Raw genomic sequence first — 26,759 nt, 5'->3', positions numbered from 1 at the left:
GTAGAAGCGTTTGGCTTTACCTTTTTTTGATTATCTTATTTTTTTCTTGCAACACGCAAAACCACTCGGTCGAATTGTTAAAACAAGCCCAAACAGTCATCGAGGAGGATCCTGCTGAGGCTTTCAGGCTTTTATCTTCTATTGAAGACCCTGAAAAGATGGATAAGAAATATTATATGCAGTATATCGTAAATGATATGCAGGCTAAAAGACACTTAGGTAAAAATGTTAGTAAGGATACACTTATCTATAAAGCACAGAAATATTTCGATAAAAAAGATGATATCCGTTATTCGGCATTATCAAACTATTACGCCGCAACTGTTTATTACTTAAATAATATACATGAAAAAGAATTGGAGCACTATATGCTTGCTCATCATTATGCAGTAAATATAAATGACAGTCTTTTAGCTGCTAAGAGTTTACATTCTATAGCCCAAACTTATTACAGAAAAAGACTTAGAGATAGCGCAAATGTTTATTACAAGAGAGCTTTAGATTTTTATCCTGATAATGAAAAAAACCGGACTTTAAGGCTTCAAGCTCTACGGTTTTTATCTGTTACCCACAATCTTTTAGAAAATCACCAAGAAGCATATATTTATGCAAATAAGGGTTTAGCAATAGCTGAAGAGTTTGACAATATATCTTATCAGGCTACCTTTTCACATATTCTGGGAATGATAAATACTAATACCGGTAAATATGATAAGGCTGCAATATGGATGCATAAAGCATTGAAAAAAACGCAGAGTGATGAAGAAGCGGGGCGAATTTACCTTACTTTACTGAGAACATATAATGATGCTAATAAACTCGATTCTGCTCAATACTGTTCGGAGAAGCTAAAAGAACATTTGGCAGATTTTACTTTTGCTTATTCCACACAGGAAAGCTATCAAGAATTATCCATATTTTATGAAAAAAAAGGAGATTATAAATCGGCTTTGGAATATGGTAAGTTATTTAATGAATCGACAGAAAAAATCAACAGTGACAATTTAAAAGATAATTTGGATGAAGCTGCCCGTAAATATAAAGATGTTCTTCACCAAAAAGAACTGGACAGTCTGCGGCTACATACTTATATCTATATTGCCTGCGGTGTAGGGGCTTTCCTTATCATTGCTATTATCATATTCTTTGTATTCAGAAATATGCGCCGCGAGAACCAGCGTACGCAGGAGAAAAACAAGTTGTTGGCTGCCAAAATGGAAGCACAGGACAAACTGCTGAAACAGCACGAGGAGAGCCTTGTATATATGCAAAGCATCTACCGCAATATAATCACCGAATGGTCTGCCATAGACAAAACTGTAAAAGCCATGGCGCGTGAACTGGGCGTAAAGGAAGAGCCGCAACTGTATTCGCGGATGAAAAATATGGTGCGCGATTTTACCCACAACACCAACGAACAGCTTATCAGGCTGGGCAAGGAACACTTCAGCAAGGAACCGTACGGCGAAAATGCCCTGTCGATACTTAAGGACAAGGAACTGCTGCTGTTTATGCTCTATAACATCGGATACAAACGTAGCGAAGTGGCCGTGATTATGGGCGTGAACCCGCACAAAGACAATATGGCTTTCCGCAAACTAGACCTCAAAAACAAACTGATAAAGGCAGGTATGCCGCAAAACGATGTTGTAGAGATTCTCTTTACTGAAGATAATTAGTTATTTATTTTGTTGCTGCGCGTAATTAAAATTATTTGCGTTCCTTTTGTCCGACCCGTCACGGGCTTCAAGGCTAAACGGAAAAACTCGCTCAATAATTTCGCTAAGGCGGTAGATCATGCCCCGCGGATCGGAATTTTTAATGTCTCTTTTCTCGTTTTTTAGTTGCAATTCTTCCAGAGTACCGTCAGAATATTTGAAAATGACCGATTTGTATTCCATTGTTTGCTTTTTGCAGTCGATCTCGATAGTGTAGGACAGGTCACTTAGCTGCCTGCCCGTCGGTTTAGGGCTGAATTTTTCGAGAAGCACACTTTTGTATAATGACAATGCCATAGGGTGGCTCAGGTTGAAATCGTTTTCGAGTATATCGAATATTACAGGCTCGAATTTTTTTATTAAAAAATCACTTACGGCAGTTTCGTCGATATCTTGAGGATCGGGGTGCGATTCAACAAACTGATGTATTTCCTTTTCAAAATCTCCCTTTAATGCCTGTAATCTTACTACAAGTCGTGTCTGCAACTGTTTTGCTACACCGGAGGTATATTCTCTGTCGGGGATTACAGCCAGCGGGTTTGTTTCGAGTTCTTTGCTGTCTGCTTTGTGTATGCGCAGAGATATTTTTTCGTTTGTTTGTTTAATTGAGCCCTTGTCGATAATTGCGGGGAATATATCCAGAAGGTCGACATTCTCTTCCTGTGCGAATAAAGATATCAGCGGAAGAAAGAAGAAGAAAAGGAGAATAGATTTTTTCATGATATTATTGTGTGAGTTTAAGGCAGGATGAAATGCTATCGTTACTTTGACCATAACCCATTATGATACTGTAAAGTAACAAAAGGGAAAGGCATATTCATTTCATAATAATTGGATTTATTTCATATTACACTATCTACTGCCAGCCCCAAAGTTAACAATTATCCGAAAATGAACTACGTTTACATCTTAATTCCTTTGTTTTTTACTGTTGGTTAATTCCTAAAAGTATTAGCAATCTCCCACTTTTATCAAAATCAAAACAAATTATCTATACTCTAAAAACACCAATGCAAAAAACAGGAAATATGAATTATGCAGTGATTAAACTATCCCAATCGGTAAAATCTTACCCTACATTTACCCGCAACACAAAAGGCTGGATCAGCTACGACCGCGACAACCTACTGCCGCAACGTATTATCGAACTGAATAATGAATCGGCTATCAACAAGGCAGTGATAGAGAATAAGGTGACTTACATCTGCGGTACGGGAGTGAAAGACGGCGAATACTACGGACAGCCCAATCCTCTGGAAGACTGGGACACGCTGATAGAAAAAGTGGCAAAAGATTACGTAACTTTCGGCGGCTACTGCTTTCAGGCTATACTGAACGAGAACGGCAAAACGGTGAGCCTGTACCATACCGACTTCAGCAAAGTGAGGGTAGGGCAGGTAAACGAATACGGCACTTATCTTAGTTTCTTCTTATCGAACGACTGGCGTAAGACTTACGGCAAATTTGCTCCTGTAGAGATAAAAGCTTACGGTTCGGAAGAGATGCAGAAAGGCGTTCCTTACCTTTTCTATTACAAGGATTATGAGCCGAGCCTCGACTACTATCCTGTGCCTCAGTATTATTCAGCGTTGAACTATATCGAGGCCGACGGATTGCTGGGTAAATTCTACCGCAATTCGATCAACAACGGTTTTGTGCCGTCTACCATTATCACCATGCCGAGTAATCCGGCAGAAGATCAGAAAGCACAATTTCAGCGCGATATTGAAAACAGTTATGCAGGAACTAACGGTGCAAACAGCATCGTGGTACTTTGGGGCGAAAGTCAGGAAATAAAGCCTGTGGTGACTTCGTACACTGCCAGCAACAATGCCGACCTGTACAACAACGTGGATGAGATTATCTTCCAGAAGATCATTTCGGCTCATCGTCTTACCTCGCCTACTTTGGCCGGACTTTCGGGATCGGGCAACCTCAGTGGCAATGCCAATGAGATTATCAATTCGTATGTGCTTTATAACCAGACGGTCATACAACAGCTTCGCCGCAAGATACTGGATACGCTCAGTATTTTTAGTATCAATAACGGCTATAAGCGTTTGATGATCGATGATCTGGATATTGTAAAGGAGTTGTCGGTCGAGAGTAATATTTAATCAATCCCTACACCGCCAAACGAAAAAAAGCACTGAATAACTCAGTGCTTTTTATTTTAGATGATGTATCAGATTACATTCTATCTTTGTTTTCGTCGTCTCTATGCATTTTATCTTTCATGTCATGAGCCTTGTCGTTCATTTTTTCTTTCAGCTCGCTAGACTTGATTTTTGCTTCATGCTTTGCATTGTCCCAACCTTGTTCTACTTTTTCTTTAGCTTGTTCTGCTTTGTAACCAGCTTTGTCGATGCCTCTGTCAACATCATTCTTCATTTGATCTTTGTCCATGACCGTAAATTTTATTTGTGAATATTTTGATTTATCTGGAGTCTTTTATTATTCTCCATGGTAGGTATATAACACATGCTACGGCGGTTTGGATTTCTCAATTAGATGTATTTAAGTATTATAAAGAAATAGATACAGTTAGAGATAGTTTATACAAAAAAAGCATGAATTAAAAATAAATTCATGCTTTCTCATTAATATATTATTATATCATTTTCTCGATTCGGCAACTATACTATTACTCCAACCCTACCCACCATTCTTTAAATACCTGAGTGCTGTCTTTGAGATTCACCACTTCTCCGATCATGGGGGTCATCAGCCTGACATTTTCTCCTTTGGCAGCGGCAGTAACCCTTTTTAGCGGATCGTCCCATGCATGATTTCCGAGTGCAAACTTCGATGAATGCACAGGGAGCAGGTTTTTAGCATTGAGGTCTTTTGCTGCCTGTACCACTTCTTCGGGCATCATATGTATGTATTTCCAGTCTTTGTCATATTGTCCGTTTTCGAGTATGGCGAAGTCGATATCGGCGAACTGTTCGCCTATTTTAGCGAAATGCGTATCATAGCCGCTGTCGCCACCTATATATATGTTCATGCTTGGGGTGCGCAACAAGTATGATACCCAAAGCGACTGATTCGGTGAGAGTCCACGACCCGAAAAATGCCGTGCTGGCAGGCAATAAACCGAAAACCCTGTATCGAGTGATGAATCTTCGTTCCAGTCAAGTTCTACGATCTTGCTTTTATCGAATCCCCAGCGCTCGAAATGTTCGGCTACGCCCAGTCCGCAAATGACTTTTGCGATGCGGTCTTTAAGCTTCATCACCGTATTGTAGTCGAGATGATCCCAGTGATCGTGCGAAATGACGAGGTAATCGATATCGGGCATATCTTCAGGCTTATATATGTCAGTACCGTCGAAAGCCTTATTGACAAATGAGACAGGCGAAGCCGCTTTGCTGAACACAGGATCTACAAGGATGCGCTTGCCGTCTACCTGCATGAAGTAGGACGAATGGCCGAACCAGACAAGTATATCCTTATCCCTGTCGATATTCTGCAGGTCTGTCTTTACTACAGGGATTTTACTGACAGGTGTGACCCTTTCCCGTTTACCGAAGAGAAAATCGAACATGAGGCTCAGATATCCTTTGTCGCTGGTTATTTGCTTTGTAGGACTCTGGTTCTGGAATTTGCCGTCGCGGTAGTTAGGGGAATTAAGTACCCGTTCTTTACGTTCACCGCTTGGTGTGCGGCCAAAGCTTGCCTGATTGACAAATACTATGATTGTAATTGCCAATATTGCTATGATTGAGAGTGTTATAATCATCGTCTTTTTTATTCTTTTTTTTGTTTTCGGTGCCATGAAGTGTCATTTTAATATTTTTTATACAAAGGCCGTGCCACTTTTTTTTAATTTTGATAAATGCCATATAATATTACTTAACTTTGACCGTTCAATAACAATACCAATTAAAGGTAATAAATGCCAAATTTAAATTATTAAAATCATGAAATTATTAAAAAAAGTGTTCCTCATGCTGTTTATAGGCTCTTTGTTTATGGCCTGCAGCGATGATGATGAAAATGTGGAGAACCTGAAAGTTAGTACTACAAAATGTGAGTTGAGCAAACAAAATGGTTATGCTAAAGTTGATATTGAGAAGGGAGCAGGGGAGTATACCGCTGTTTCTTCGAATAAAGATGTAGCTGAAGTAGAAATAAAGGATAATGCGCTGTATATTATAGGCTATGGCCCGGGAAGTGCAATTGTGACTTTGACCGATAAGGATAAGAACAAAAAAGAGATTAATGTAACCATAAATGAAACTATTGTTGATCCCGTTACTACTTATCAGATTGTTGATGTCCTGAAAGGTCAGACAAGAAAACTGCATAGCGACTATGAAGCAAATAAATATATATGGACAGTGCAGGACGAAAATATTATAACTTTATCGGAAGCTGCGGGCGCTCATAGCATAAAAGGGAATGTTATAGGCCAGACAAGAATTGTTATAAAAGAAGATTTCTGGAGGAAAAGCGGATATCTTGTAAATGTTGTGGAAGCTTTCGACATTTTCTGGGATCGTGATGTATTTAATATTACTATGGATAGGCCGGGTGACCCACAAATCGTAAATATTGCTTCCGGTAATGGCAATTATGAAGTGTCTTGTTCCGATCCTACAGTCGTATCTCTTGTACTCAAAGACTATAAAGGTGGTCCAAACGACTCATACAATAATCCGAAGTCAGTAGTATTTACACCTCTAAAAGAGGGATCTGTAACAGTTACGGCGAAAGACCTGAATACAAATAAGACAGCCACTATGAAATTTACCTTTACGCTAAAGTCTGAATAAAGTATAACGAGAACTAATATTAAAGATTCCTGTAAGACAAATACAACGTTTTACAGGAATTTTCTTTATAAAGCATTATCAAAATCAAAAAGATTTATCTATGCTATAAAAAGCTATGAGTGAATTAATACAAATACCTTTGATAAACGAGAAACTGTTTAAACTACATTCGCCCGTAACATCGAATACCGATATTACAGAGTTCGTTCCTTACATCAGCATTGCACAGGAACTGCATATTACTCCCGTCCTGGGGCGACCATTGGCCGATGAACTCTGCCGGCAGATTGCAGATAACAGCCTTACAGCTGAAAACAGCGACCTGATACTAAAGATAGCTCCCGCACTGTCGTTCTATGCCGTCTATCAGGCTCTACCTTTCCACTGGGCAACCATTGTGAATAAAGGGATTACCGTGCGCGAAAGCGAAAACAGCAAGGGTGTCGATATTAAAGACCTTGCACAACTCCGCCAGTGGATAAAGAACGATGCCGACGTGCTGAAAGCGCAGCTTACATCTTTCCTCGAAGGATGCCGTGCGAATTATCCCTTGTGGCAGCCGGCAGGCAAATGCGAGCAGAAAGAGGGATTCGACAGTGGTTTTTACTTCCCGAAGAAATGAAGCAGGGTACCGGCCGTTATTTGCTGCAATCTTTTGTGTACGCCGCCATGTAGCAAAACACCGCAGCGGATTGAGCGCCGGGGTACGGGCACAACTTTCAAGTGGAATGATAAAAAGAAACTGTTGATTTTTGATTGGTGCGGGTCGTATGGCCCGTACTTTATTTTACGAGGTTTATAAAAAAAGAAAAAGGCCTCGATATCACATCGCAGACCTCTTCAACCTTAACACAAACTTTACAAAACTACATATACTATAACGTAAAATAACGTCAATTTGTTCTGTGAATTTGTATTAATATTCGTTAATGTGAACGGGTGAAGAGTTTAAAAATGTTTCATCGCTTGCTGACGCTTATTTTTCCTTGTATTTACTGTTCCCGCTGAAAGTGATCATCACATCGTTGAATCCCATAGCCTGCAGTATAGGACGCAGCAGATTCACTGTATTGTCGCGGCTTTTACTGTCCATGTCCAGTTTTTGTGCCTGTTCACGCAGCTGGCTTTCGGCATGGCGGTAGGCTTCGTCGGCTATTTCGGTTGTTTCCCACAGGCCGAACTGCATATCATAGATACGCGATGCCGAATGGTCTATATTCACATGGCAGACTTCGGGAGCGGGCAGTGTGAGGCGGATAGAATCGCCGGAGGTATAAATATCTTCAGGGCGGAGGCGGGTGAGGTCTACACAGCAGATCACTTCGCCGGATACGATAAGGGCGGTCTTTGCATTGGGTAGCCACTGGCGTATCTTTTTATATTCCACCATGTCCTGTATATTATATTTGAGAACTTCCAGATTGCCGAGGCTCTCTATCTTTTGCACTATTATGTTGTGGGATACTTCCACCTTGTCTTCGCTCTTGTGTGTACACATACGCATCAGCATCATGCCCGCGGCTATGCCGAGGATGAGAATGATCAGGCCGCTTTTGAAACCTGTATTTGCTGATTTGTAATATGCCATATCTTTATTTTAAGATATTTTTATTTTAAGGGTATAAAGTTACCGGTTTTTTCTTTATTCGGAAAGGGTAGGGCGGGGCAGTGCTGTAAGGGCTAAAAAACATAATCCCTCTGCTTTCCGCATACAAGGTGCAGAAAGACAGAGGTATTATTACAAATTGCACTTTATCCCCCAAATGCAACTTATGCTGTTATTACGATAGAGGTGTCTCGCGCGCATCCAGTCCGTAGTCTCTGACTTCGTTCGACTGGCGGTTGAGTTTTTCCCTTGTTTCGCGGGCTTCTTTCAGTATATCCCTTGTCCTTCTGGCCGGATCTTCGTCTGTTTCGTCTTCGTTCCGTTCCGAGGCTTTGATGCGGGTTGCATGATTGTTGTCACCGAATACCTGATCGGCATCCTGATGAGTAATCTCTTCTCTTTCTTTATCTGTGAGGATTTTATCTTTATCTTCTGTGTTCATAATTTGTGAAATTTATATATCGCCATTTTATGTTTGTATAGTTAACAAACTGGCGGGGCAATAGTTTTGTAAATTATGAAAAATAGTGATAATGATTTTTCGGAAAGAGTAATTTTAACACTTAGGTGTGTCCGGGAGCGAAAAAAGAAAGACCGGATCGATTCCGGCCTTTATGGTGAAGTATGAAGCCATTTCCAAAAGATTTCCTTTATACGGATGTGTAGTATCCTTTTGCCTTTACTCCCAGAAGCGGGTGTTAGTGGGCTTTGAGGCAAAAATATAAAGATGGAGGGAGAATATAGGGATTGACTCTTTCCGGCAGTGTTGCCGAACCGCAATGGTCAATCTGTTTTATAGATAATTTTTGATTTCCTGCTGCCGGTATGAGCCAACCGATTTTTTTCGAGGCAGATAGCAGGGGTAAGTTTCGATATTTTCTCATGCTTTAGGTTTAGGCTCTATAAATTATCATTAAATGCCAAAGGTAAACTAAATTTTTCTTCTCAGCGCATAAGTCACCCTCATTTTTTGTCAGATGTGAGAAAAATTTGCAAATTATTTTTATTGGTGGATAAAAAATTATTATACTCTGGTCTTTTTGTGGAAAGCAATTATTTTGGGTTTTGGGGAGAATATAAGTATTGGTATGCTTGTGACTTTTTATCCCCACCTCGCTTGTGATTTTCTTCTCACAATAAAAATATTACTCTACATTTGTATTCATATTAACAAGTAAAAAACTGAATTATGAAAACAGACCTCTACACCAAGATTGTGTTAACCGTGATAGCCGTATTCTTAGCAGTAATAATAATCAAAGATGTGGACTTTGTAAGCAAGGCACAGGCCTCTCCCGTGAACCTAGACCTCTCGGCCCTGAATGTAGAAAAGGCAGAGGGTGCGGAAGAAAATGAAATGACGTTTTTTATTTATGAGAATAGTAAGATAGAAAGGCCGTTTTCTAAAAGCCTTTATTATGATGAATGTTATATAAATTATAATGATGTGCCAACTTACATTATAACAAATCTAAAACCTCATAGGAATAGAAATATCAATATAAAAATAAATAAATAATTTGTTTTAGCTTAAACTTAAAAAAGCCTGAGAAAACCTCTCAGGCTTTTTATTATTTCTCTCCACCTCGTTTGTGATTTTCTCCCCGCATTAAAAATATTCCTCTACATTTGTAATCATATTAACAAGTAAAAAACTGAATTATGAAAACAGACCTCTACACCAAAATTGTGTTAACCGTGATAGCAATAGCCCTAGTAGGTAATCTAGTGAAAGATGTGGACTTTGTAAGCAAGGCACAAGCCTCTCCTGTGAACTTAGACCTCTCCACCCTGAATATAGAAAAGGCAGAGGGTGCGGAAGAAAATGAAATGACGTTTTTTATTTATGAGAATAGTAAGATAGAAAGGCCGTTTTCTAAAAGCCTTTATTATGATGAATGTTATATAAATTATAATGATGTGCCAACTTACATTATAACAAATCTAAAACCTAATAGAAATAGAAATATCAATATAAAAAAAAATAAATAATTTGTTTTAGCTTAAACTTGAAAAATCCTGATAGAAAACTCTCAGGATTTTTATTGCTTTGCGAAAGCTTTATCTATATCATAAAAACTTATGGCAAAGATAAAAGAACTTTCAATTAAGATTAACGGAACTGATAGTGCAGATAAGTTAAAAGACAGTTTAGATAAGGTAGATGCAAAAGTAAAAATAATGCCGGCATCGGCGCAAGAACTGGCGGATGCTTATAAAAATAATTTTCAGGAATTAACACAACATATCGTATTACAGATATCCAAGATAGAGGCAATTGTGACCGAGCTTAGCACCCATGTATCGCAGGTGATAAAAAAGAATATAGAAGAGGGCGAACGGCTGGCACAGCGTATAGAGCATTCGGGTGAAGGCATTCTGGCTTCTGTGAAATCGAAAGTAGAAGAACTGCCTGTGGTGATGGAAGGCTATGCCCGTATGATGACCAATATGGGTAATATGTCTGCTACACAGTCGGATATACAACCATTATAAATACTACCTCTACTTCTTTTCTTTTTTTATAGTGATTTTTTTCTCCTTACCCGTTTCCTGATCTTTTACAGTAACTTCTTCGTACTCATAATCTTTATGAGTATAATCCCACCATGCAGTTGTTACCCCATCCACCACTTTACAGCCTGAAAATAAATAAAGGACACAAATAAATAATGTTGTGGCAAGTTTTCTTTTCATAGTTTTTCTATTAATAATTCATGCTATAAATATAGACTGTTAAAATTGAATTTAGTTTAATAATCACAATCAAATTTGTAGAGATTTATCTATACAGTAAAAAACTTATGGCAACAGAAAAAGTACTAAAATTAACAATCGAAGGAGAAGGATTCGAACCTGTTTATAAGAATCTGGATAAAATAAAAGATAAATCGAAAGATACTCTTTATAATTTTAAAGAAATAAGCGAAGCTTTTAAGCATGTATTGAATCCTGCTACAGACAGCCTGAAAACATTAGACCAAGTGATGGTCGCATCTGTTAAGCATATCATCCCCGATATGGAAAGGATAAATCAGTTGAATAGGAAAATGGCTAAAAGCGATTTGGAAACCAATGTGCTGAAAATGAAGAATGTTCAGGCTGAAATCACTGCATTGGGCGACAAAAAAACTTCAATGACCAAATTATATGAATTCTATGATAAAGAGGAAAAGAAGATACTTGAAAAAGGAAAAAAAAGGCAGAAAGAGCAGTTGAAGGGTATAGACGAACTTATTGTCAGGAATAAAGCTGCGAACATAGATGTAACAGAACTTGAGTCAAAGAGAGCTGAGTTCATTAAAAATTCGGATGATGCGACACTGCAAGCTGTAAAGGAAAACTATGAGAAGCGTAAAGAGGCGATGACAGCCGTAGCAAAGGAAACAATAAGTACTATGGGGCATGCCTATGAAAAGCAGAAAGCCCTTATTCTGGAAGCAGCTGAACTGGAGAAACAAAAAGCCCGTACAACTTACGATACAGCTATAGAGCAGGCTAAATCAATTGAAGAGCGTGTAGCACTGGAGAAATCAAAAGCCGAACGTATAGAGGCTATCGATGAAGATATGAACAACAAATTGACGGAAAACTCCAAAACACAATTATCAACTACCACAACATTTATAGATAATGCTATAACGGAAATAACCGCTAAGGTAGCCGAAAATAAAAAAAATGGAGGAATAACCGATATTGCATTGACAAAGGAAAATATTACAGCAGCAAAAACTCAATTAGCGGAGTATAAAAAAATACTTGAAAAATCACGTCTAGATGCTGAATTATATTTCGCAGCATTGGAGACATTGAATAAGAACGATGCCGATAACCTGAAACAGGTACAGAATGAAAAGAAAAATACAATGGCAATGTATGCTGTTGAAATAGCGAAGATAGAGAAGACGACAACTGAAGTATCGAAAAAAGAAAATGGACTGCGTATACAGCAATTAAAAGATTATGTGGACGTTAGTCAAAAAACGATTAAAGAACTATCTGAAAAGAATAAGAAATTTAAAGAAGAATTTGGTAAAGGTGCAGATTGGCTTGCAGACCAGTTTATTCCCAAAGTTGAGGATATTGATAATGAAATAAAAAAATTAGATGAGGAACAGGCTAATGTAGCTAAAAACAGAGAAGGTTATTCTGCTGAATTGCAAATGCTGAGATATAAGCAGGCTGATAGCAGTAAGCAAATGACCGATTATGAAATAGAGCAACTTAAGAAACTAGAGCAGGCTGAAAAAGATAATCTTGCTAAAGAAAAAGAAATAGAAAAACAAAAGGAAAAGGAACAAAAAAAGAAAGAAAAAGCCGAAAGAGATAGAAAAAAAATAGAACTGGGTAGAAAAATTGTAGAAGCGACAGCAGATGTGGCAGCAGCAGTTACTAAAGCCTTAACAGCAGGGCCTTTTATTGGACAGGCAATAGCTGCAATACATGCTGCTATTGGTGCTGCACAGATAGTTAAAATGACCGCCCAATTAGCCAAACTCGAAGACGGCGGCATGCTAAATGGCAAACGTCACTCACAAGGCGGTATGCGCATAGAGGGTACAAATATAGAAGTGGAAGGTGGCGAGTATGTCGTAAACCGCGAATCGACTAGTAAAAATCTGGGTTTGGTACGCTATATAAACTCCCAACGCAAAGAACTATCAGCCGCTGATATGACAGGTTTCTTTGCCAAAACATCACAAGGATATGAACCGCCATTCCGCCGCCAATTCGAATCAGGCGGACAAGTACCTGCTATAGAACCAAATTCTTCTATTGATAATGAAGCCTTGATAGATGCAATTAAATCTATAAAGATTGCGCCGAAAGTAGCAGTTACAGATATTATTCGGGCACAGGATGAAGTAGTACATGTAGACGGCTGGTCGGGAATATAATTATTTTTGTTTGCTGGGGATGATAAATCCCCAGTAATGAAAAAATACTAATAATAATTACCTCCGAGATATATTTTGTAATCATCATCTAACCATTTTATCATTCTGAATGCAGATTGACTAGACTTATTGCTTCCTTGATATATTTTATAATCATCATCTAACCATTTTATCATCCTGAATACTGGCTGACCAGATTTATTATTTCCTTGATATATTTTATAATCATCATCTAACCATTTTATCATCCTGAATACAACTCCACTTACCTCATCCTCTCCCCCTCTCACAAACACCCCATCCCTATTAAACACAATATCCCCGTCAGGCTTTTCCCCAGCGCGTATATAATCCCCGTCGATATTAAAGACCACATCGCCTGTCTTTTCCGCTCCGGCACGTATCAGCTTGCCGTCTACGTTGAAGACGATGTCGCCCGTTGTGCTTCCACCCGCACGGATATAATCGCCGTCGATATTGAATACCGCATCACCTGCAGTAGTCTTTCCCGCACGGATGATGTTGCCGTCGAAGTTGAAGACGATATTCTCTTTTTCCACAGGCGGGGTAGGGGGTGTTACAGGCGGTTCTGGTTTGGGATTATAGGGGTCGTCCTTGTCTCCACAGGCGGTGAGGGACAGGATAAGTAGCAGGGATAGTAAGCCCCTCAGCTGCCGTAGGGGGAGTTTAGCGAATGTATGCGTAAATTGTTTCATATGGTTAGCTTTTAGCCGATAGCCATTAGCCATTAGCTATTAGCTATTAGCCTTGTTTATCTTCGTTTTGCTAAAAACTATCAGCTAAAGGCTAACAGCTTCTTCCTACAAATATAGACTAAAGAATCGGGCGGAAGTTTAATAATCACAATGAAAAAGCCTGTAACATTAGTTGCAGGCTTTTATAAAAGATTAATCAGGCTCTAGTTTAATAAATTTGCGTTAAAAGGATGGAAAGAGAATAATCGGGGATAATTTTCATTACCCTCATCCTTTATATCTTAAAAGCGAAGAAGCGCCGAAGCCGTTGCAGCAGGCGGTACCTAAAAGCCGGGTTTTGAGATTGTATCACTTTTTTCATGCGGGTTCCTTTAATAATCTGAATATTATTAATACGGGCATAAAGAAAATTGAGTGTCTGGCAGATCATTGAGGCTTCAATTGATCGGTTCTTGTCTTCGTCTACATACAAAAATACCATTTTTCAGTGATATAACAGCATATATTGTGTAAAAAATACTCAATAATTTATTTTTATATCTAAAGCTGTTGATACAGGCGAATGGAGAAGGATTGTATGTGCGTGAAAAAGCCTGCAATAACATGGCGATATAGCAGGCTTTTCAATTGCCCCCACGGGTTGCATAGTTTTATAAATTTGTATTAGGCAGATAAAAATGAAAGATAAAATAGATTTTTTTTAATAGTAGTATTTTTTTATTGTCCCTACCTAATAAATCCTGTTTTACTCTATCAAATGTATGCATAAATTATTTCTTATGAAAGCAAATTGTGTTAAAAATACGCATTAAGTTTGCAAGATTTCAAAATTTTGTTACGGGTGCTGATTTCCAAAGATTTTTTTTTCGGGAGGCTTTGGTATGTATAGAAATAGAAGGCTTGCAATATGAAAATATTGCAAGCCCTCGCCCGCAGTAACACTAATGTGTGTTTTATATAGTAAGTCAAGGTGGGATGTACTAGCGTTATACGAATGAAAAGGATATGTTTGTCCTGCCGGATAAGGATTAAAATGTACTCTAATCAAATTGTTCCGAAAAATTTGTTGCAATGCGAGAACTCGCTCCCGGCAGTTAAGGACTCGTTTCATTCAAAATGATTGATAACCAGTACTTACATTACAAATGTAGCACAAAATAGGGAAAAATAAAAATATTTAGTGTTAAAATGACGCAATAAAAGAATTTTGTTACCGGGTAGCTTTTTCAACACAAAAAAGACTTACAATACATCTATAATATTGCAAGTCTTCCTTGTTCTAAAAAACCGAAATGTGAAGTTTAAAAAGTTGGTTAAGGCGATTATATAAGTGTTTAATTAAAAGTAAGCACGCTTCCCGTATTAAGTTTAGTTTTAGTATTTAGTTTGTCAGGCGTGCATCTGACCGTAATTGAATCGCCAAGGCTGCCATTTCGCGGATTACAGTTCCGTATTGTTTTCAATGGCAGCCCATTTTTAACCAAGTAAGTTTATGATCTCTTACACCATTGTATGTATTACAAATATAATAAACTGGATGTGAAAAATGAAATATATTGTGTTAAAACGTCGCATTAAAAATGCTAAATTAACCTATTGACACCTAGCTTTTTACTTAAGATGATTTAACGTAATTTTCGCTAATGTTATTATCTAGTTTTTCGAGAATCGTTTATGCATTTCGTAACTACAAATTCATTGCTGCCAAGCACTGTAATGGTTTTATACATCTCCGGCATCATCAGCCTGCCGTCATGGTATACGCCCATCCGGATATTCAGGTCTCTTGTTATATCCCCTACCACAAAGTAGTCTCCATACCTTTCGAAGATATATCCGTATACAGGGGGCACTACTACCTGCAGGGATCGGTTTAACAGTCCGGGTTTATTACCTTTTGTTACCCTGATAAAGTCTAGACCGTATAAAGATATAAAATCATATTCGGGTGGAGTGATTTCCTTTCCGTCGGATGTGCTCATAAAACCATATTTACCCTCGCGGCAATAAGGAATTATATTATCGGCTACCATAAACGGATTGTTGCCATCAAATTCGTAAATGAACGGAGTAAGAATTTTTCCGGTATAGTCCATCAGCGCTTTCTTGTCGCTGCCTTTTGCCGTTGCCCAAGCCACATTTCCTATAAAGCCCGATATATGTACATAATCGAAAGGAATGATTTCCTTGCCCTGTAGCGTTACCAGCCCGAACGAATCGTTCCGTTTGGCCGACATGGAATAGTGGTTGCGGTTATGCCGGTTTATCTGTTGATAAAGCGGTGACAAGCGTTTGCCGCTGAGATCTGTGAAATAGGAGAGTTTATCATCGGAATCGGTTTCGATAGGTAAGCCCGTTTTTTCATAATATGTTTCGGGCGATATCTCTTTGCCGTTCTTGTCGAAGACGCTCTTAACCCTGCCTTTACGTCCTACGAATATGCCGTCGCTTTCATTGCTTATATTATCGAAGAAGGGAGTGACAAGCTCACCCCTTTCATTAGCAAGAGCAAACTTATTGTCTTCGCCTATCATTATAGGATAGCCTTCTATAAAATATATTTTGTCGTACATCGGAGTCAGCATTTTCTTATCCCGGCTTATCAGGCAACTTTTGAATCCTTTATTTCCTATGAATAGGTTATGTTCATCGCTATATATAAAGTAGTCGAATCCGTCCAAGCCGATTTTCTTTCCTTCCTTATCTTCTATAATTTCATCTTCTATGTGGTTGCTGAAATTATAATCTTGGGGTCTGGTTATGTTTGCTTTGATATCGTAAAAGAGAGTGCTCAGGAACTCATTATGCTCAGGATCATAATATGATTTTTTAGCGTCTTTATACACTTCGGCAAACCTGTTTCCTCTTATCATACAGATAGTATCGTAAACAGCAGGCAAAACGATTTTCTCCTCGGTGCTTATCAGTCCGCACTTGCCGTCGATGCGGACAATGATAACAGAATCGTTGATAGCACCCGGCATTTCGTAGCGTCCGCCGAATACTTCCCTGCCGTCGCTATCGATGAGTATTTGTAGTCCGTCTTTTCTGGCAATGCGGTATCTGTCCGGTAATATTCCGTGATGCCCGTATTGGGTTATATTATCACTGAAACGGTTTTTAAGGGGCATCACTTCGAATATATCGTATATGAAAGGTGTGCTTTCCTGAGCTGTCCTGCGGTCTATAAGTCCCCATTTCTGCCCTTTACGCGCAGCATAAAAACGTTCGTTGAACACGGTCAGGTGCTCGTAAATGAATGGTACCACTGTCTGGTTCAGCGAATCTACAGTACCGTAGCGGATACTATCTGGTAATTCCCGTTCGAGTATGATTTCGGGTTTGATTGATGCGCCCGGTTGGCTGTGGATGCAGATTGTGGGGAGGAATATTGTAAGGATGAGTAAGAGGTTTTTCATATATGTAAAGGGATGTGTTGCAATTTGTTTTAAGTAGTAGCAAATATACATTTTTTATAAAAAGGGAAGTCTTACTATCTGCATATTTTTTTTCTTCAGCCAATCGATTATTATTTATACGCTATTGTACGAATATTTAGTATTATTACTATATTTGTGAAATAATGAAATAAATCATATCATGAAAAAAACGATTACACTTCTCATTTTGCTTTCTATTGCATTGGTAGTAAGAGTACAAACAGCCGCCGCCCAGATGGCCGGTAGTGACGACCCGGTTCTTAAATCATTGACGGAAACTCCTGTCTCGGAAGAATGGATGACAAAGCTGGAGCCTTATGCGCAACAGGTAAGCGCAGACCCGGACGACGCGCTTTCGGAAATTGTATTTATGCTTTATGCACGGATGACCGATGCCGACAAAAAAACACCTGCAGGGAAAAAGATAAAAGATATATTACTGCCGGCTTTGCTTAAAGAACCTATCCGGTGGCAACCGGCGATCGATGCCGACTTTAAAGACCTCGACGGCAATGCTCACAAACTGTCTGACCTGAAAGGGAAATATGTTCTGCTTGATTTCTGGGCCTCGTGGTGTGGGCCGTGTATTAAAATTTTACCACAGATAAACGAAGTCAAAGAAAAATATAAAGATAAGCTACATGTAGTGAGCCTCAATCTCGATGGGGATATCGATATATGGAAGCGGGCATCGGAGAAACATAATATAAAGGATTTGGACTGGAGTGATGGTGGAACTAACCGTACCGGAGTTTTCACTGAATATAAGGGTGTAAGTATACCTTATTTTATCCTTATTTCACCCGATGGCAATGTAATGGACAGGTGGGAAGGCTATGTATACAATCAGGGTAATTATATCGAAAAAAGGATTACAAAATATATGAAGTGATATATAAGGTGGAATAAAAAATAAAAAAGGCCATGAACAGAATTTTATTAGTCATTTTAGCTACGCTTTGCTTTCAGGCATGCGTTGTAAAAGAAGAAAAAAAAGTTGTTTTGGAAAGACCAATAGTTGACAAAAGGGTAGAGTTGTTAGCAATCGTTTTTCGTTTGGCGGAAGCGCCGGGGTACTCTTCTCAAGAATTTAAACTTTATGTCGATAGAATTGAGCAATATTTTGGAAAGTACAAAGATCACGAATTGATACAGTATACCAGATCGCTTGTAAAAGAGAATGGAACAGATGTGGACGCTGTTATGCAAATGGCTATACGCCTCGACGATAACATGAAACTATTGACAGATGTTAATAGTAAAGTTTGGGAGGTACATCCAGGGTGGAATAAAGAAACTGCCGAAAAATTTGCTTCGTTGCTGCCGCAGTTTGTCAAAGATACAGAGTTCGATAAATTCTTCAGGGACAATGCTGATTTATATAATGCAACCGTCGATCGATTTGTCTATATTACCGAACAGGTTGATATGAATTGGTACAGTAACTTCTTTGGAGAAGAACCTTCTGATAATTTTTCGTTAATAATTGGATTAGGTAACGGAGCCAGTTGTTATGGACCACCTTTGTATTTTGCGGATGGAAGGAAAACGGCATATGCTATTATGAGTGTATGGGAGACAGATAATGAAGGAATGCCCGTATATGATAAGAAATTTCCAAATTTTGACACTTCAACTTTACTGATATTACTTCATGAATTGGATCATCCACATGTAGATCCACTGACAGAAAAATATATAGACTCATTTCGGGAAAGCGGAGAGATTATACTTTCTGCTCTAAAAAGCCAAGAGGGCAATCGGGTAGGAATGTCCCCCTATTGGAAAACATTGCTTGACGAAGCATTAGTGAGGGCCTGCGTAATCAAGTATATGAAAGACCATGATTTTGCACAGTCGGAGATAGATGCTGAAATAAAACTGCAAAAAGACTGGATGGGCCTTTCTTTTATAGAAGAAGTTGTTTCCGAACTGGAAAGTTACGACAAGCAACGGGACACATATCCGACATTTGAGAGTTATATGCCGAAACTCGCTGAATTTTATAATGCTTTATCGGAAAGAATCTGACAAACTGGTCATCCAACGAGTGATAAATTTGATAGTAATAATAGAACGATTAATTTCAATTATCTTCCGGTAAATATCGATACTTGCAACAGGCTGAATAAAAAACGTGACAAATCATTATATTTCCCTGCCACGTTTTTTTTCTTTAACATTTGTACATAAATTATAAGATACGTGTTTCGGTATTCGGATTATCTTTGTCAGCGTTTTGAACTAAATACCTTGATAAACGAAGATGAAGTGCCTTTTATTCTTATTGACATTCGCGTGTCTATCACTGACTACATTCGCTACCGTTCCCCGCATCAAAGGGAAAGTGGTGGAAGCTGAAAAAAATACACCTATCGACTATGCCGATGTTATCCTTGTAGAAAAAGGAAAAACAACAGCCATAGCAAATACACTACCCGAACCCGACGGCCAATTTACCCTCTCGGATATAAAAGACGGTGAATATTCCCTGCTGGTGCGTGCTGTAGGATACGACCTGTATACACGTGCAGATATCGTACTCAATGCATCAAACCGATTGGTCGACCTCGGCATTATAGCCATGAGGCCATTGGAGCACGGGCTTGCCGAAGTAGAGATTGTTGCTCAGAAGCGACAGGTAATCTACAAGCTGGACAAGAAAGTGATCGAAGCGTCTGCCAATCTGCTGGCAAGCGGCGGTTCGGCCGTCGATATATTGGAAAATACCCCCTCGATACGTGTCGATGCCGAAGGTGAAGTGACATTCAGGGGCAGCAGCGGCTTTGCAGTATATATAGACGGTAAGCCGAGTGTGTTCAGCGGTTCGCAGGCATTGGAGCAAATACCTTCAGGGCATATCGAAAACATCGAGATCATTACCACACCGTCTGCCCGCCACGATACGGGGGGCGATGTAGGCATTATCAATATCATAACTAAGAAACATTCGCAGCAGGGGCTCAGCGGTATGGTCAACCTCACCGGAAGCACAATGCTGTCGCGTGGCGTGGACTTTCTCGTTACCAAGCAAGATAAAGCCATGCGCTGGTATGCCGGAGGTACATGGATGGAACGGCTTCGCAAAAGTAAATTCAAACAGGAAAAGACGACGATCGTTTCCGATGTGACTACTATATCCGATTCTGACGGGCCGCGCAAGAGTAACAACTTCGACTACTCACTCAAGGCAGGCTGGATGTATACATTGCCGAAAACTACCTTTAATGTCGATCTGCAGGGTGGTTACGGAGGACGTACCCGCAATGGCGATCTCGATTACAGGGAAGAGCAGACAAAAGCCGAAGGACAGGCTGAATATGGCGACTATATAAGTAAGGACGATTATGACCTGCACGAAACATATTATCAGGGAACTATCGGCTTTGCTCACAAATTCAATGACAAAGGTCACGACCTGACAGGTAGCTATTACCTCAAATACGGCGGTGACGCCATGGAATATTTTCAGAGCGACCTGTTCAACCGTCAGGGCGAACGCCAGCAGGGGCACCGCGCATGGGAAGACGAGCACCGCTGGACAATGCGTGCCAATCTAGACTATATATTCCCGTATCGTGAAACAGGACGTATTGAGGGAGGCTATCAATACTTCTCATACCTCGAAGACGGCGACTACAGCATGCAGTTCTGGGATCCCGATAAGAAAGAATTTTACTGGCGCGACGATATTTACAATACTTTCTATTTCAAATACGGCATACATTCCATTTACGCCATTGTTGCCGACAGTTACAAGAATTTCGATTTCCAACTCGGTATTCGCGGCGAGCATACACACCGTGTACTGCGCAGTTCGAAAGAATGGGCTAACCGTACATACGACAAATTCGAGTTTTTTCCGTCGGTACATCTCGGTTACAACCTGCCCGGAGGCGACAAGATACTGGCTTCTTATTCGCGCCGTATCACCCGTCCGGAATTATTCTTCATGGAGCCGTATATTACCTATCGCGACTATTATTCTGCCGAGATTGGTAATCCCGATATCCGCAATGAGTATATCAATTCATATGAGGTGAATTATAAAAAGAATATAGGTGAACATGTGCTTTCGGCTTCGGTATTTCATCGCAGCCGCAAAGATAAGATAGAACGCCTGCGTGTGCCTTTCGAAGCGGGAGTGACGTTGGACTCTATGGCTAACGTCGGTCACGATTATTCTACAGGGGTTGAAATCAGCGCGCAGGTACAGGCCACACGCAAGTGGGGTATCAACCTGAACGGAAGCTATTACCATTACAAAGTGGAGAATGAATATAAACTGAGTGGAGGAAGTGACGAAACCAGCAACAACTACGAAATTACGCTCAACAACTCATACGATGCAGGCAAATATACCCGCATACAGCTCGACGGCAACTTCGTAGGCCCGTCTGTGACCACGCAGGGCAAAACGGATTCGTTTTGGTATATAAACCTTGCGGTGCGTCAGCAATTGCTCAGCCGTAAGCTGAATGCTACGCTTTCGTTCCGCGATGTATTCAACTCGGCGCGTTATGTGAGCAATATCAATACATCCAATCTGAAGTCGGTGACGCGTATACGTCCTAATTATCCGTTGGTAACGTTAAGCCTCAGCTATACGTTCAACAACTTCAAGGTGAAGAACGGGCAAAGTAGGGAAAATCATGATTTGTTTGAGGGAACGAACCATTAAATAGGGGAGGCGGGGAGTTCTATCCCCATCCTTTTAATAAATTCATCCCTTTTCAATCCTGATCTTATCTCGGGAGAATACAACATCCTTATCACCGCTTTTTCCCGTGGCGAAATATAATACGGCATCCTGTGGAAACGGAACCAATCGCCGTAAGCGCTGTAATGCTGCGGGATAGACGAACGGCCAATGGTAAGATAATACTCGTAAAGCATCATCGGGTGTTCCAATCCGAGTATATGTTCAAATTCATGCATCAGCGTCTGAGTGCCGGTTGTAGGCCCGTCGTAGATATGGGCGAAATTTATATTCCACGAATGATCCGTGGCTTCGTTGATGCGGGCAATGCCATTGGTATAAGTAGGTTTTTGTCGGGGTTTATTTATCAGAGTCAATTCTACATTCTTGTGGACTATAACATTTCCTTTTTCCGAAACCCGTTCTATTTTCAGCGGCGCTATTAATGGTCGTAGTATTGAAATCACCGAATCTACTTCGTCAACGGCTTCATCTCCGAGTTCCGCAATGTTTTCGATTTCTACCCTCAGATCAGTTTCCCATTTGCGGATGCGTTCGCCGTCGCGATTGAATGCTATATCGCAGAAGAGGCTTAGTTCTTCGTCGGTGTATCCTGTTTCTCGAAACCTTTCAACATCAAATTCCTGTATGCGCCTGTCTTCCGACTGACGGTGAAAATCGGCTGTTACACCTAATGCGGTAAGTGCTACTATGAAGATTATTACAACATATTTTATATAGCCTTTGCGCATTTTATTTTCGAAGTAATTTCTCTTCCTCAGGATAGATAATAATCCGAGGGCGCTTGTTCACATCCGGTATCATGCGTTTACGTTCTTCGTCGGTGAAGCCCATTTTCTGTGCAAAAGTTTCTACATGCAACCCCGGTCTTATTTCCGATGAATAAAGCATTTTCAATACTGTCTTTTCTTCCTTTGAGATATAGAACGGTTCACGAAGCATAGCCCTCACTTCGTCCTGCGAACGGAAGAACTGAGGTATTACCGACCTGCCGATAGTGACATAATACGGGTATATTTTAATCGGGTGATCCAGCCCCAGTGCATGCTGAAATTCGTGCATCAGCGTTTGCGAATTGGAGTTGCAGCCGTCATATACCATGGCAAAATTTATTGCCCACGAATAGGATGATTTGCGGTTTACTTTCGACAGTCCGTTGAGGCAGACCGATTCGGGCAGCTTATTAGAGATAACTTCGGGTACCCGCCTGTATACGAGTAGGTTGCCACCTCTGTTTACGCGTTCCATTTTCAATGGGGCAATTAAAGGTGCAAGTATGGCAATTACAGAATCTACTTCATCTATTGATTTTTGCGAAAGGTCTGCTATATTTTTTATCTCCACTTTTATATCCCTGTTCCATTTGCGTACACGGACGTTCTCATGCATAAACGCCACATCGCAGAACAAGCTCAATTCGTCATCGTTGTATCCTGTCTCGCGGAATGTGTCGGCATTGAATCGGCGGGTTTCCTTTACAGCGGCATTTTCATATACAGAAGAGAGTAATCCTACGGCAGTCGCGAGGATTATCAAGGAGAATATGGGATATTTTACATATTTCACCATGTCTTTCAGTATTATGTAGATTCACAAAATGCGCTGTCAAAAACAGTCCGACGCACATCCCCCTTACTACAAATATATCGATTTATATTTGTTTTATATTATATGGAGCATATTTTCACAAATATTCCATAAAACAGGGTAGAAAAAATTGATATTTTTTTTGATTTGGCCTATTTGCGGTATTTTTCCAGCAACTTCTCATATCGTTGATCATATGGATCATTGCGCAGGTTGTCCAGTGACCGGTACGAATCTATTGTAGATCTTGTCCTGTCGGTATCTCTGACCATTTTTTCAAACCATTTGAAAGCCATATCTTTCTCGTTCAATAAAGAATAAAGACGGGTGAGATTATAGACTGAATATACTTTTTCACCCAGCAGATATGATTTCTGCAGGTAAGCGTCTATTATCTCTTTCTCTTTTTCCAATGTTTTATTCAGAACAGCAAGATCGAGAATCGAAGCGCCTATATTATTGTAGGTCAGAGAATAGTCGGGGTCGATAGAAAGAGCTATGGCATATTTGTCAATCGCTTCCTTGTGAAAGTCAATGCTCTCATCATTCACGGCTATATTATACAAACAATAAGCCCAGTTGAAATAAGAATACATGCGTGTTTTTTTGCTCATCCCTTCGAAGCCGTCTGCTTCGGTCGCTTTCCTGTAATAATAAATGCCGTCTTCGTATTTTTTGTTATTCTTGGCGGTTAAAGCTCTTGCATAATAGTCGTAGAAAGTGTATTCTGATTTATCTTTTTTCTTATTGTCTTTTTTGCCGGGAGCTTTTTCTTGGTTGGCTTTCATTATCACTTTGTTGAGTTCGTCCAGCTGTGCCTGTGTATCGGTAGTGTTATCCTGACTGTAAATGAAAGTGGCGGAGAGGAAAAATATCGCTAATAATAAGTGTTTCATTTGAGTTTGTTTTATGTGTTTTAGTTTTGTGGGCTAAAGCTAGTTAATTATTTTGAGGGGTGAAAAAAACTCCGGAATGATTATTCCAGAGTTTTTGAAGCTGCAATATATCTTTTTCTGAAATTTTCTTCTTTTTCTTTCTGTGCAGCAATATATTTTTTCAAATCATCACCAATAAAAATAAACATTTCTTTCGCAAGTTTATGCATAGTGGTTGAAAAAATATGGGGTATACCTTCTTCATCCTCTTCGTAATTAGTTTCAGAGTTTTTTATTGCATTTTCTATATCAAAAATGGCTTTTCTTGAATCAATTCCACCATTTGATTCTTCATGTACAAATTTTTTAAACTCTTGGCTACATTTAGATTTATCTGCTGGTATTATATATTTAATCGGTTTTGTACTAGATTTTCCATAATACAGCCATATTTCAAAACAGTAATTACTGATAATAAGTTCTAAATTTTCTTGTTTACATAATGGAATAATCTTTAAAATATCGTTTCTAAATTCATCAACATCAGTTACTAAAAAGTACTTATCCGTTAATATCTCAGTTCTTTTAGATGACTTCACTTCTATAGCTTTATCAAGCATTTGTTTCGGATGTAAACCTTGTCCGTCTTTTGATATAAATTTAATATGTATTCGAGGAAACCTTTTTATACTTCGAATATCTTCCCCTTTAAATACATGAAAATAATCTCTTTCTCGTTTATCACCTCCTGATATTATTATAAAAAGAGATTGGTCGATAGTTCCTTCAGATTTATAATATCCATTTGGACTTTCAATGGAAGCGGATACAACAGCAACTTCCAGAGCTGTATTAATCTTTTGATCATCAGTTTTTTTTACATCTCGTAATTCTCGGAAGCCTTCACCTTTCGAATACGGATTTTTCTTTTTTTCATCCATAGTATTCGATTTATGATCCTAGATCCTCTATTTCGGGAATACCTCCATAACGACCATCTAAATATCCATTTTCAAGATTAATTGAATTGTGTTCTTTAAAATCATTTAGTGAATAGAGTACTGAATTTCCTTGATGCTTTTCAGTTATCCAAATTTCATCGGGCCTCAAAAGTTCTTTCTGATCCATCAATTTTGTTTGATGTGTAGTATAGATAAGCTGCCCTTTTGTTGTGGTATTTGAAAGATATTTAAGCAATGCAAAAGCCAATGTTGGGTGTATGCTATGTTCAATTTCATCTATGAAATAAACACATGGCTCATTTACTATGTAATACAAAGCTGGAATTAAATCTAGTAATTGAGCTGTACCATCGGATTGTTCATGAAGACCTAATTTTCCAACGTAATTATCCAATCCTAATTGTCTGAATAGTAATCTTCTAACAATAGGTTCGTCATCTATCTTTTCAACAGAAATAAATATTTTCTTATCTCTAGTAATGGAAAATCCATCTGCTTTTCCTGTTTTTATTTTTTCATTGTAATAGCCTGAAATTTCTTCATACAATTCGGAGTTTTCATTTAATAAATCAATTATATTTTTTTCTTCTACTTCAATTGCATCTACCCCTAAACCAATATTGGAAATGAGATGATTTGCAAAAATCAACATCTCATGATTCTCAGCAAAAAGATTCACAAGCCTTGGCACATCCCTATTTAGTGGTAAAACATCCATTTTCTCAGAAAACCACTTATAAGCAAGTTTAGCTTTTTCATTTTTGATTATTGGAAATCTATTATTCAAGGAAAGGATAGATGAAAAAGGATTATCTGTTATCATTTTATCTACAGCTTCCTTAATGTCTTTATTAATTTTAGTGCCAGTTGTTATTTCTTTTTTACAACGTTCAAATACAACTTTATTATCATTGTTTCCGATGCCCGATATATATAATGCCTCCTTTTCAACGCTACTATTATTAATTTCAATTTCATAGATAAAATAATTTCCTTCTATGAAAAATTCAATAGATATGTATATAGGGTTATTATTATTTTCAATTAATGCAAACTTAACATCTTTTATTTTGGTATCCGATATATCAAGAAAGTTCTCATTATAAGCGAAATTCAAAATAAAATCTGCTGCTTTCAATAAATTAGACTTTCCAGAAGCATTAGGACCATACAAAGCCGCCTGTTTTAATAAAGGTACATCCATATTTGTATAAACATGATGATCTAAAGTAGTGCGCTTAGGGTTAGGGAACATGTCGAAGACAACCTCTTCGTAAAAAGAAAGGAAATTTTTGACTTTTAATTTTAATAACATAATGCAAAAAGTAATTGATTAAGTGCAATATTGCGCAAATATATAATTAATTCTTTATCCGTGAGTTTTTCACGTGAATTTTTCACATCATAGATAAAGTATTTCATAAATCTTAACATGTTCTAAATTATTTCCCCCAACTCT

General features: G+C 38.9%; 24 protein-coding genes. 11 read left to right on the top strand and 13 right to left on the bottom strand.

Going from position 1 to position 26,759, the window contains the following annotated elements:
- Positions 1-74 precede the first annotated feature (74 nt).
- On the top strand, positions 75-1,679 hold the full coding sequence (locus tag K348_RS0101825) for a lipopolysaccharide assembly protein LapB (RefSeq protein ID WP_029902346.1): 1,605 nt from the start codon (positions 75-77) through the stop codon (positions 1,677-1,679).
- Here K348_RS0101825 and K348_RS0101820 read toward each other — a convergent pair whose 3' ends face one another.
- The gene (locus K348_RS0101820; RefSeq protein ID WP_156032715.1) at positions 1,680-2,438 is read right to left on the bottom strand and encodes a hypothetical protein; all 759 of its coding nucleotides are present in this window, start codon (positions 2,436-2,438) and stop codon (positions 1,680-1,682) included.
- A 290-nt stretch (positions 2,439-2,728) separates the two neighbouring features.
- Here K348_RS0101820 and K348_RS0101815 point away from each other — a divergent pair, with 290 nt between their 5' ends.
- Positions 2,729-3,835 carry a phage portal protein gene (locus K348_RS0101815; RefSeq protein ID WP_029902342.1) on the top strand — a complete coding sequence of 369 codons (1,107 nt, stop codon included), beginning with the start codon at positions 2,729-2,731 and terminating at the stop codon, positions 3,833-3,835.
- A gap of 73 nt (positions 3,836-3,908) precedes the next feature.
- Here the strand turns inward: K348_RS0101815 and K348_RS0101810 are convergent, their stop codons facing one another.
- Positions 3,909-4,124, bottom strand: coding sequence for a hypothetical protein (locus K348_RS0101810; protein WP_029902340.1), 216 nt, complete (start codon positions 4,122-4,124; stop codon positions 3,909-3,911).
- Between the two features lie 238 nt (positions 4,125-4,362).
- Positions 4,363-5,496 (bottom strand): MBL fold metallo-hydrolase, encoded by a 1,134-nt coding sequence (locus tag K348_RS0101805; RefSeq protein WP_036930015.1) that lies wholly within the window; start codon positions 5,494-5,496, stop codon positions 4,363-4,365.
- A gap of 145 nt (positions 5,497-5,641) precedes the next feature.
- Between K348_RS0101805 and K348_RS0101800 the strand changes: the two genes are divergently transcribed.
- Positions 5,642-6,496 (top strand): hypothetical protein, encoded by an 855-nt coding sequence (locus K348_RS0101800; RefSeq protein ID WP_029902336.1) that lies wholly within the window; start codon positions 5,642-5,644, stop codon positions 6,494-6,496.
- 115 nt (positions 6,497-6,611) lie between these two features.
- Positions 6,612-7,118 carry a DUF6712 family protein gene (locus tag K348_RS0101795; RefSeq protein WP_029902334.1) on the top strand — a complete coding sequence of 169 codons (507 nt, stop codon included), beginning with the start codon at positions 6,612-6,614 and terminating at the stop codon, positions 7,116-7,118.
- Between the two features lie 354 nt (positions 7,119-7,472).
- On the opposite strand, the gene K348_RS0101790 is transcribed toward K348_RS0101795, so the two are convergent.
- Both K348_RS0101790 and K348_RS0101785 read right to left on the bottom strand, forming a co-directional pair.
- Positions 7,473-8,084, bottom strand: coding sequence for a DUF4230 domain-containing protein (locus tag K348_RS0101790; RefSeq protein WP_029902331.1), 612 nt, complete (start codon positions 8,082-8,084; stop codon positions 7,473-7,475).
- Positions 8,085-8,277: 193 nt separating this feature from the next.
- Positions 8,278-8,544 (bottom strand): hypothetical protein, encoded by a 267-nt coding sequence (locus K348_RS0101785; protein ID WP_029902329.1) that lies wholly within the window; start codon positions 8,542-8,544, stop codon positions 8,278-8,280.
- A 747-nt stretch (positions 8,545-9,291) separates the two neighbouring features.
- Between K348_RS0101785 and K348_RS0101780 the strand changes: the two genes are divergently transcribed.
- From K348_RS0101780 to K348_RS0101770, 3 genes are all read left to right on the top strand, one after another.
- Positions 9,292-9,621 (top strand): hypothetical protein, encoded by a 330-nt coding sequence (locus tag K348_RS0101780; protein ID WP_029902327.1) that lies wholly within the window; start codon positions 9,292-9,294, stop codon positions 9,619-9,621.
- A 143-nt stretch (positions 9,622-9,764) separates the two neighbouring features.
- Entirely contained in the window at positions 9,765-10,094 is a 330-nt protein-coding gene (locus K348_RS0101775; RefSeq protein WP_029902325.1) for a hypothetical protein, read from the top strand.
- A gap of 90 nt (positions 10,095-10,184) precedes the next feature.
- The gene (locus K348_RS0101770; RefSeq protein ID WP_029902324.1) at positions 10,185-10,598 is read left to right on the top strand and encodes a hypothetical protein; all 414 of its coding nucleotides are present in this window, start codon (positions 10,185-10,187) and stop codon (positions 10,596-10,598) included.
- Positions 10,599-10,607: 9 nt separating this feature from the next.
- Here K348_RS0101770 and K348_RS0101765 read toward each other — a convergent pair whose 3' ends face one another.
- Positions 10,608-10,799 (bottom strand): hypothetical protein, encoded by a 192-nt coding sequence (locus K348_RS0101765; RefSeq protein ID WP_029902322.1) that lies wholly within the window; start codon positions 10,797-10,799, stop codon positions 10,608-10,610.
- Positions 10,800-10,906: 107 nt separating this feature from the next.
- Here K348_RS0101765 and K348_RS0101760 point away from each other — a divergent pair, with 107 nt between their 5' ends.
- Positions 10,907-13,000: a hypothetical protein gene (locus K348_RS0101760; protein WP_029902320.1), complete on the top strand. Its 2,094-nt coding sequence runs from the start codon at positions 10,907-10,909 to the stop codon at positions 12,998-13,000.
- Positions 13,001-13,047: 47 nt separating this feature from the next.
- Here the strand turns inward: K348_RS0101760 and K348_RS0101755 are convergent, their stop codons facing one another.
- Together K348_RS0101755 and K348_RS0101740 are read right to left on the bottom strand one after the other, a co-directional pair.
- Positions 13,048-13,716 carry a hypothetical protein gene (locus K348_RS0101755; protein WP_156032713.1) on the bottom strand — a complete coding sequence of 223 codons (669 nt, stop codon included), beginning with the start codon at positions 13,714-13,716 and terminating at the stop codon, positions 13,048-13,050.
- Positions 13,717-15,365: 1,649 nt separating this feature from the next.
- Positions 15,366-17,135, bottom strand: a complete 1,770-nt coding sequence (locus tag K348_RS0101740) for a WG repeat-containing protein (protein WP_029902312.1) — start codon at positions 17,133-17,135, stop codon at positions 15,366-15,368.
- A 181-nt stretch (positions 17,136-17,316) separates the two neighbouring features.
- On the opposite strand from K348_RS0101740, the gene K348_RS0101735 reads away from it, so the two are divergent.
- From K348_RS0101735 to K348_RS0101725, 3 genes are all read left to right on the top strand, one after another.
- The gene (locus tag K348_RS0101735) at positions 17,317-18,048 is read left to right on the top strand and encodes a TlpA disulfide reductase family protein (protein ID WP_029902310.1); all 732 of its coding nucleotides are present in this window, start codon (positions 17,317-17,319) and stop codon (positions 18,046-18,048) included.
- 32 nt (positions 18,049-18,080) lie between these two features.
- The gene (locus tag K348_RS0101730) at positions 18,081-19,187 is read left to right on the top strand and encodes a DUF4932 domain-containing protein (protein WP_051697494.1); all 1,107 of its coding nucleotides are present in this window, start codon (positions 18,081-18,083) and stop codon (positions 19,185-19,187) included.
- Positions 19,188-19,422: 235 nt separating this feature from the next.
- A complete protein-coding gene (locus K348_RS0101725; protein WP_029902307.1) occupies positions 19,423-21,837 on the top strand; it encodes an outer membrane beta-barrel family protein in 2,415 nt (804 codons plus the stop codon).
- On the opposite strand, the gene K348_RS0101720 is transcribed toward K348_RS0101725, so the two are convergent.
- The 5 genes from K348_RS0101720 to K348_RS0101700 all read right to left on the bottom strand — a co-directional run bounded on the left by K348_RS0101720 (position 21,834) and on the right by K348_RS0101700 (position 26,504).
- Entirely contained in the window at positions 21,834-22,607 is a 774-nt protein-coding gene (locus K348_RS0101720) for a hypothetical protein (RefSeq protein ID WP_029902305.1), read from the bottom strand. The two genes, K348_RS0101725 and K348_RS0101720, sit on opposite strands and share 4 nt — an antisense overlap.
- 1 nt (position 22,608) lies before the next feature.
- The gene (locus K348_RS0101715; protein ID WP_029902303.1) at positions 22,609-23,445 is read right to left on the bottom strand and encodes a hypothetical protein; all 837 of its coding nucleotides are present in this window, start codon (positions 23,443-23,445) and stop codon (positions 22,609-22,611) included.
- 170 nt (positions 23,446-23,615) lie between these two features.
- On the bottom strand, positions 23,616-24,359 hold the full coding sequence (locus K348_RS0101710) for a hypothetical protein (protein ID WP_029902301.1): 744 nt from the start codon (positions 24,357-24,359) through the stop codon (positions 23,616-23,618).
- Between the two features lie 80 nt (positions 24,360-24,439).
- Positions 24,440-25,279 (bottom strand): RloB family protein, encoded by an 840-nt coding sequence (locus tag K348_RS0101705; protein ID WP_029902299.1) that lies wholly within the window; start codon positions 25,277-25,279, stop codon positions 24,440-24,442.
- A 10-nt stretch (positions 25,280-25,289) separates the two neighbouring features.
- Positions 25,290-26,504 carry an ATP-binding protein gene (locus K348_RS0101700; RefSeq protein ID WP_197027612.1) on the bottom strand — a complete coding sequence of 405 codons (1,215 nt, stop codon included), beginning with the start codon at positions 26,502-26,504 and terminating at the stop codon, positions 25,290-25,292.
- Positions 26,505-26,759 lie beyond the last annotated feature (255 nt).

The organism is Prevotella sp. 10(H), assembly GCF_000711235.1.
Classification (GTDB): Bacteria; Bacteroidota; Bacteroidia; order Bacteroidales; family Dysgonomonadaceae; genus Dysgonomonas.
The sequence above is the reverse complement of the archived record's forward strand: the minus strand, read 5'-3'. Positions and strand labels throughout refer to the sequence as shown.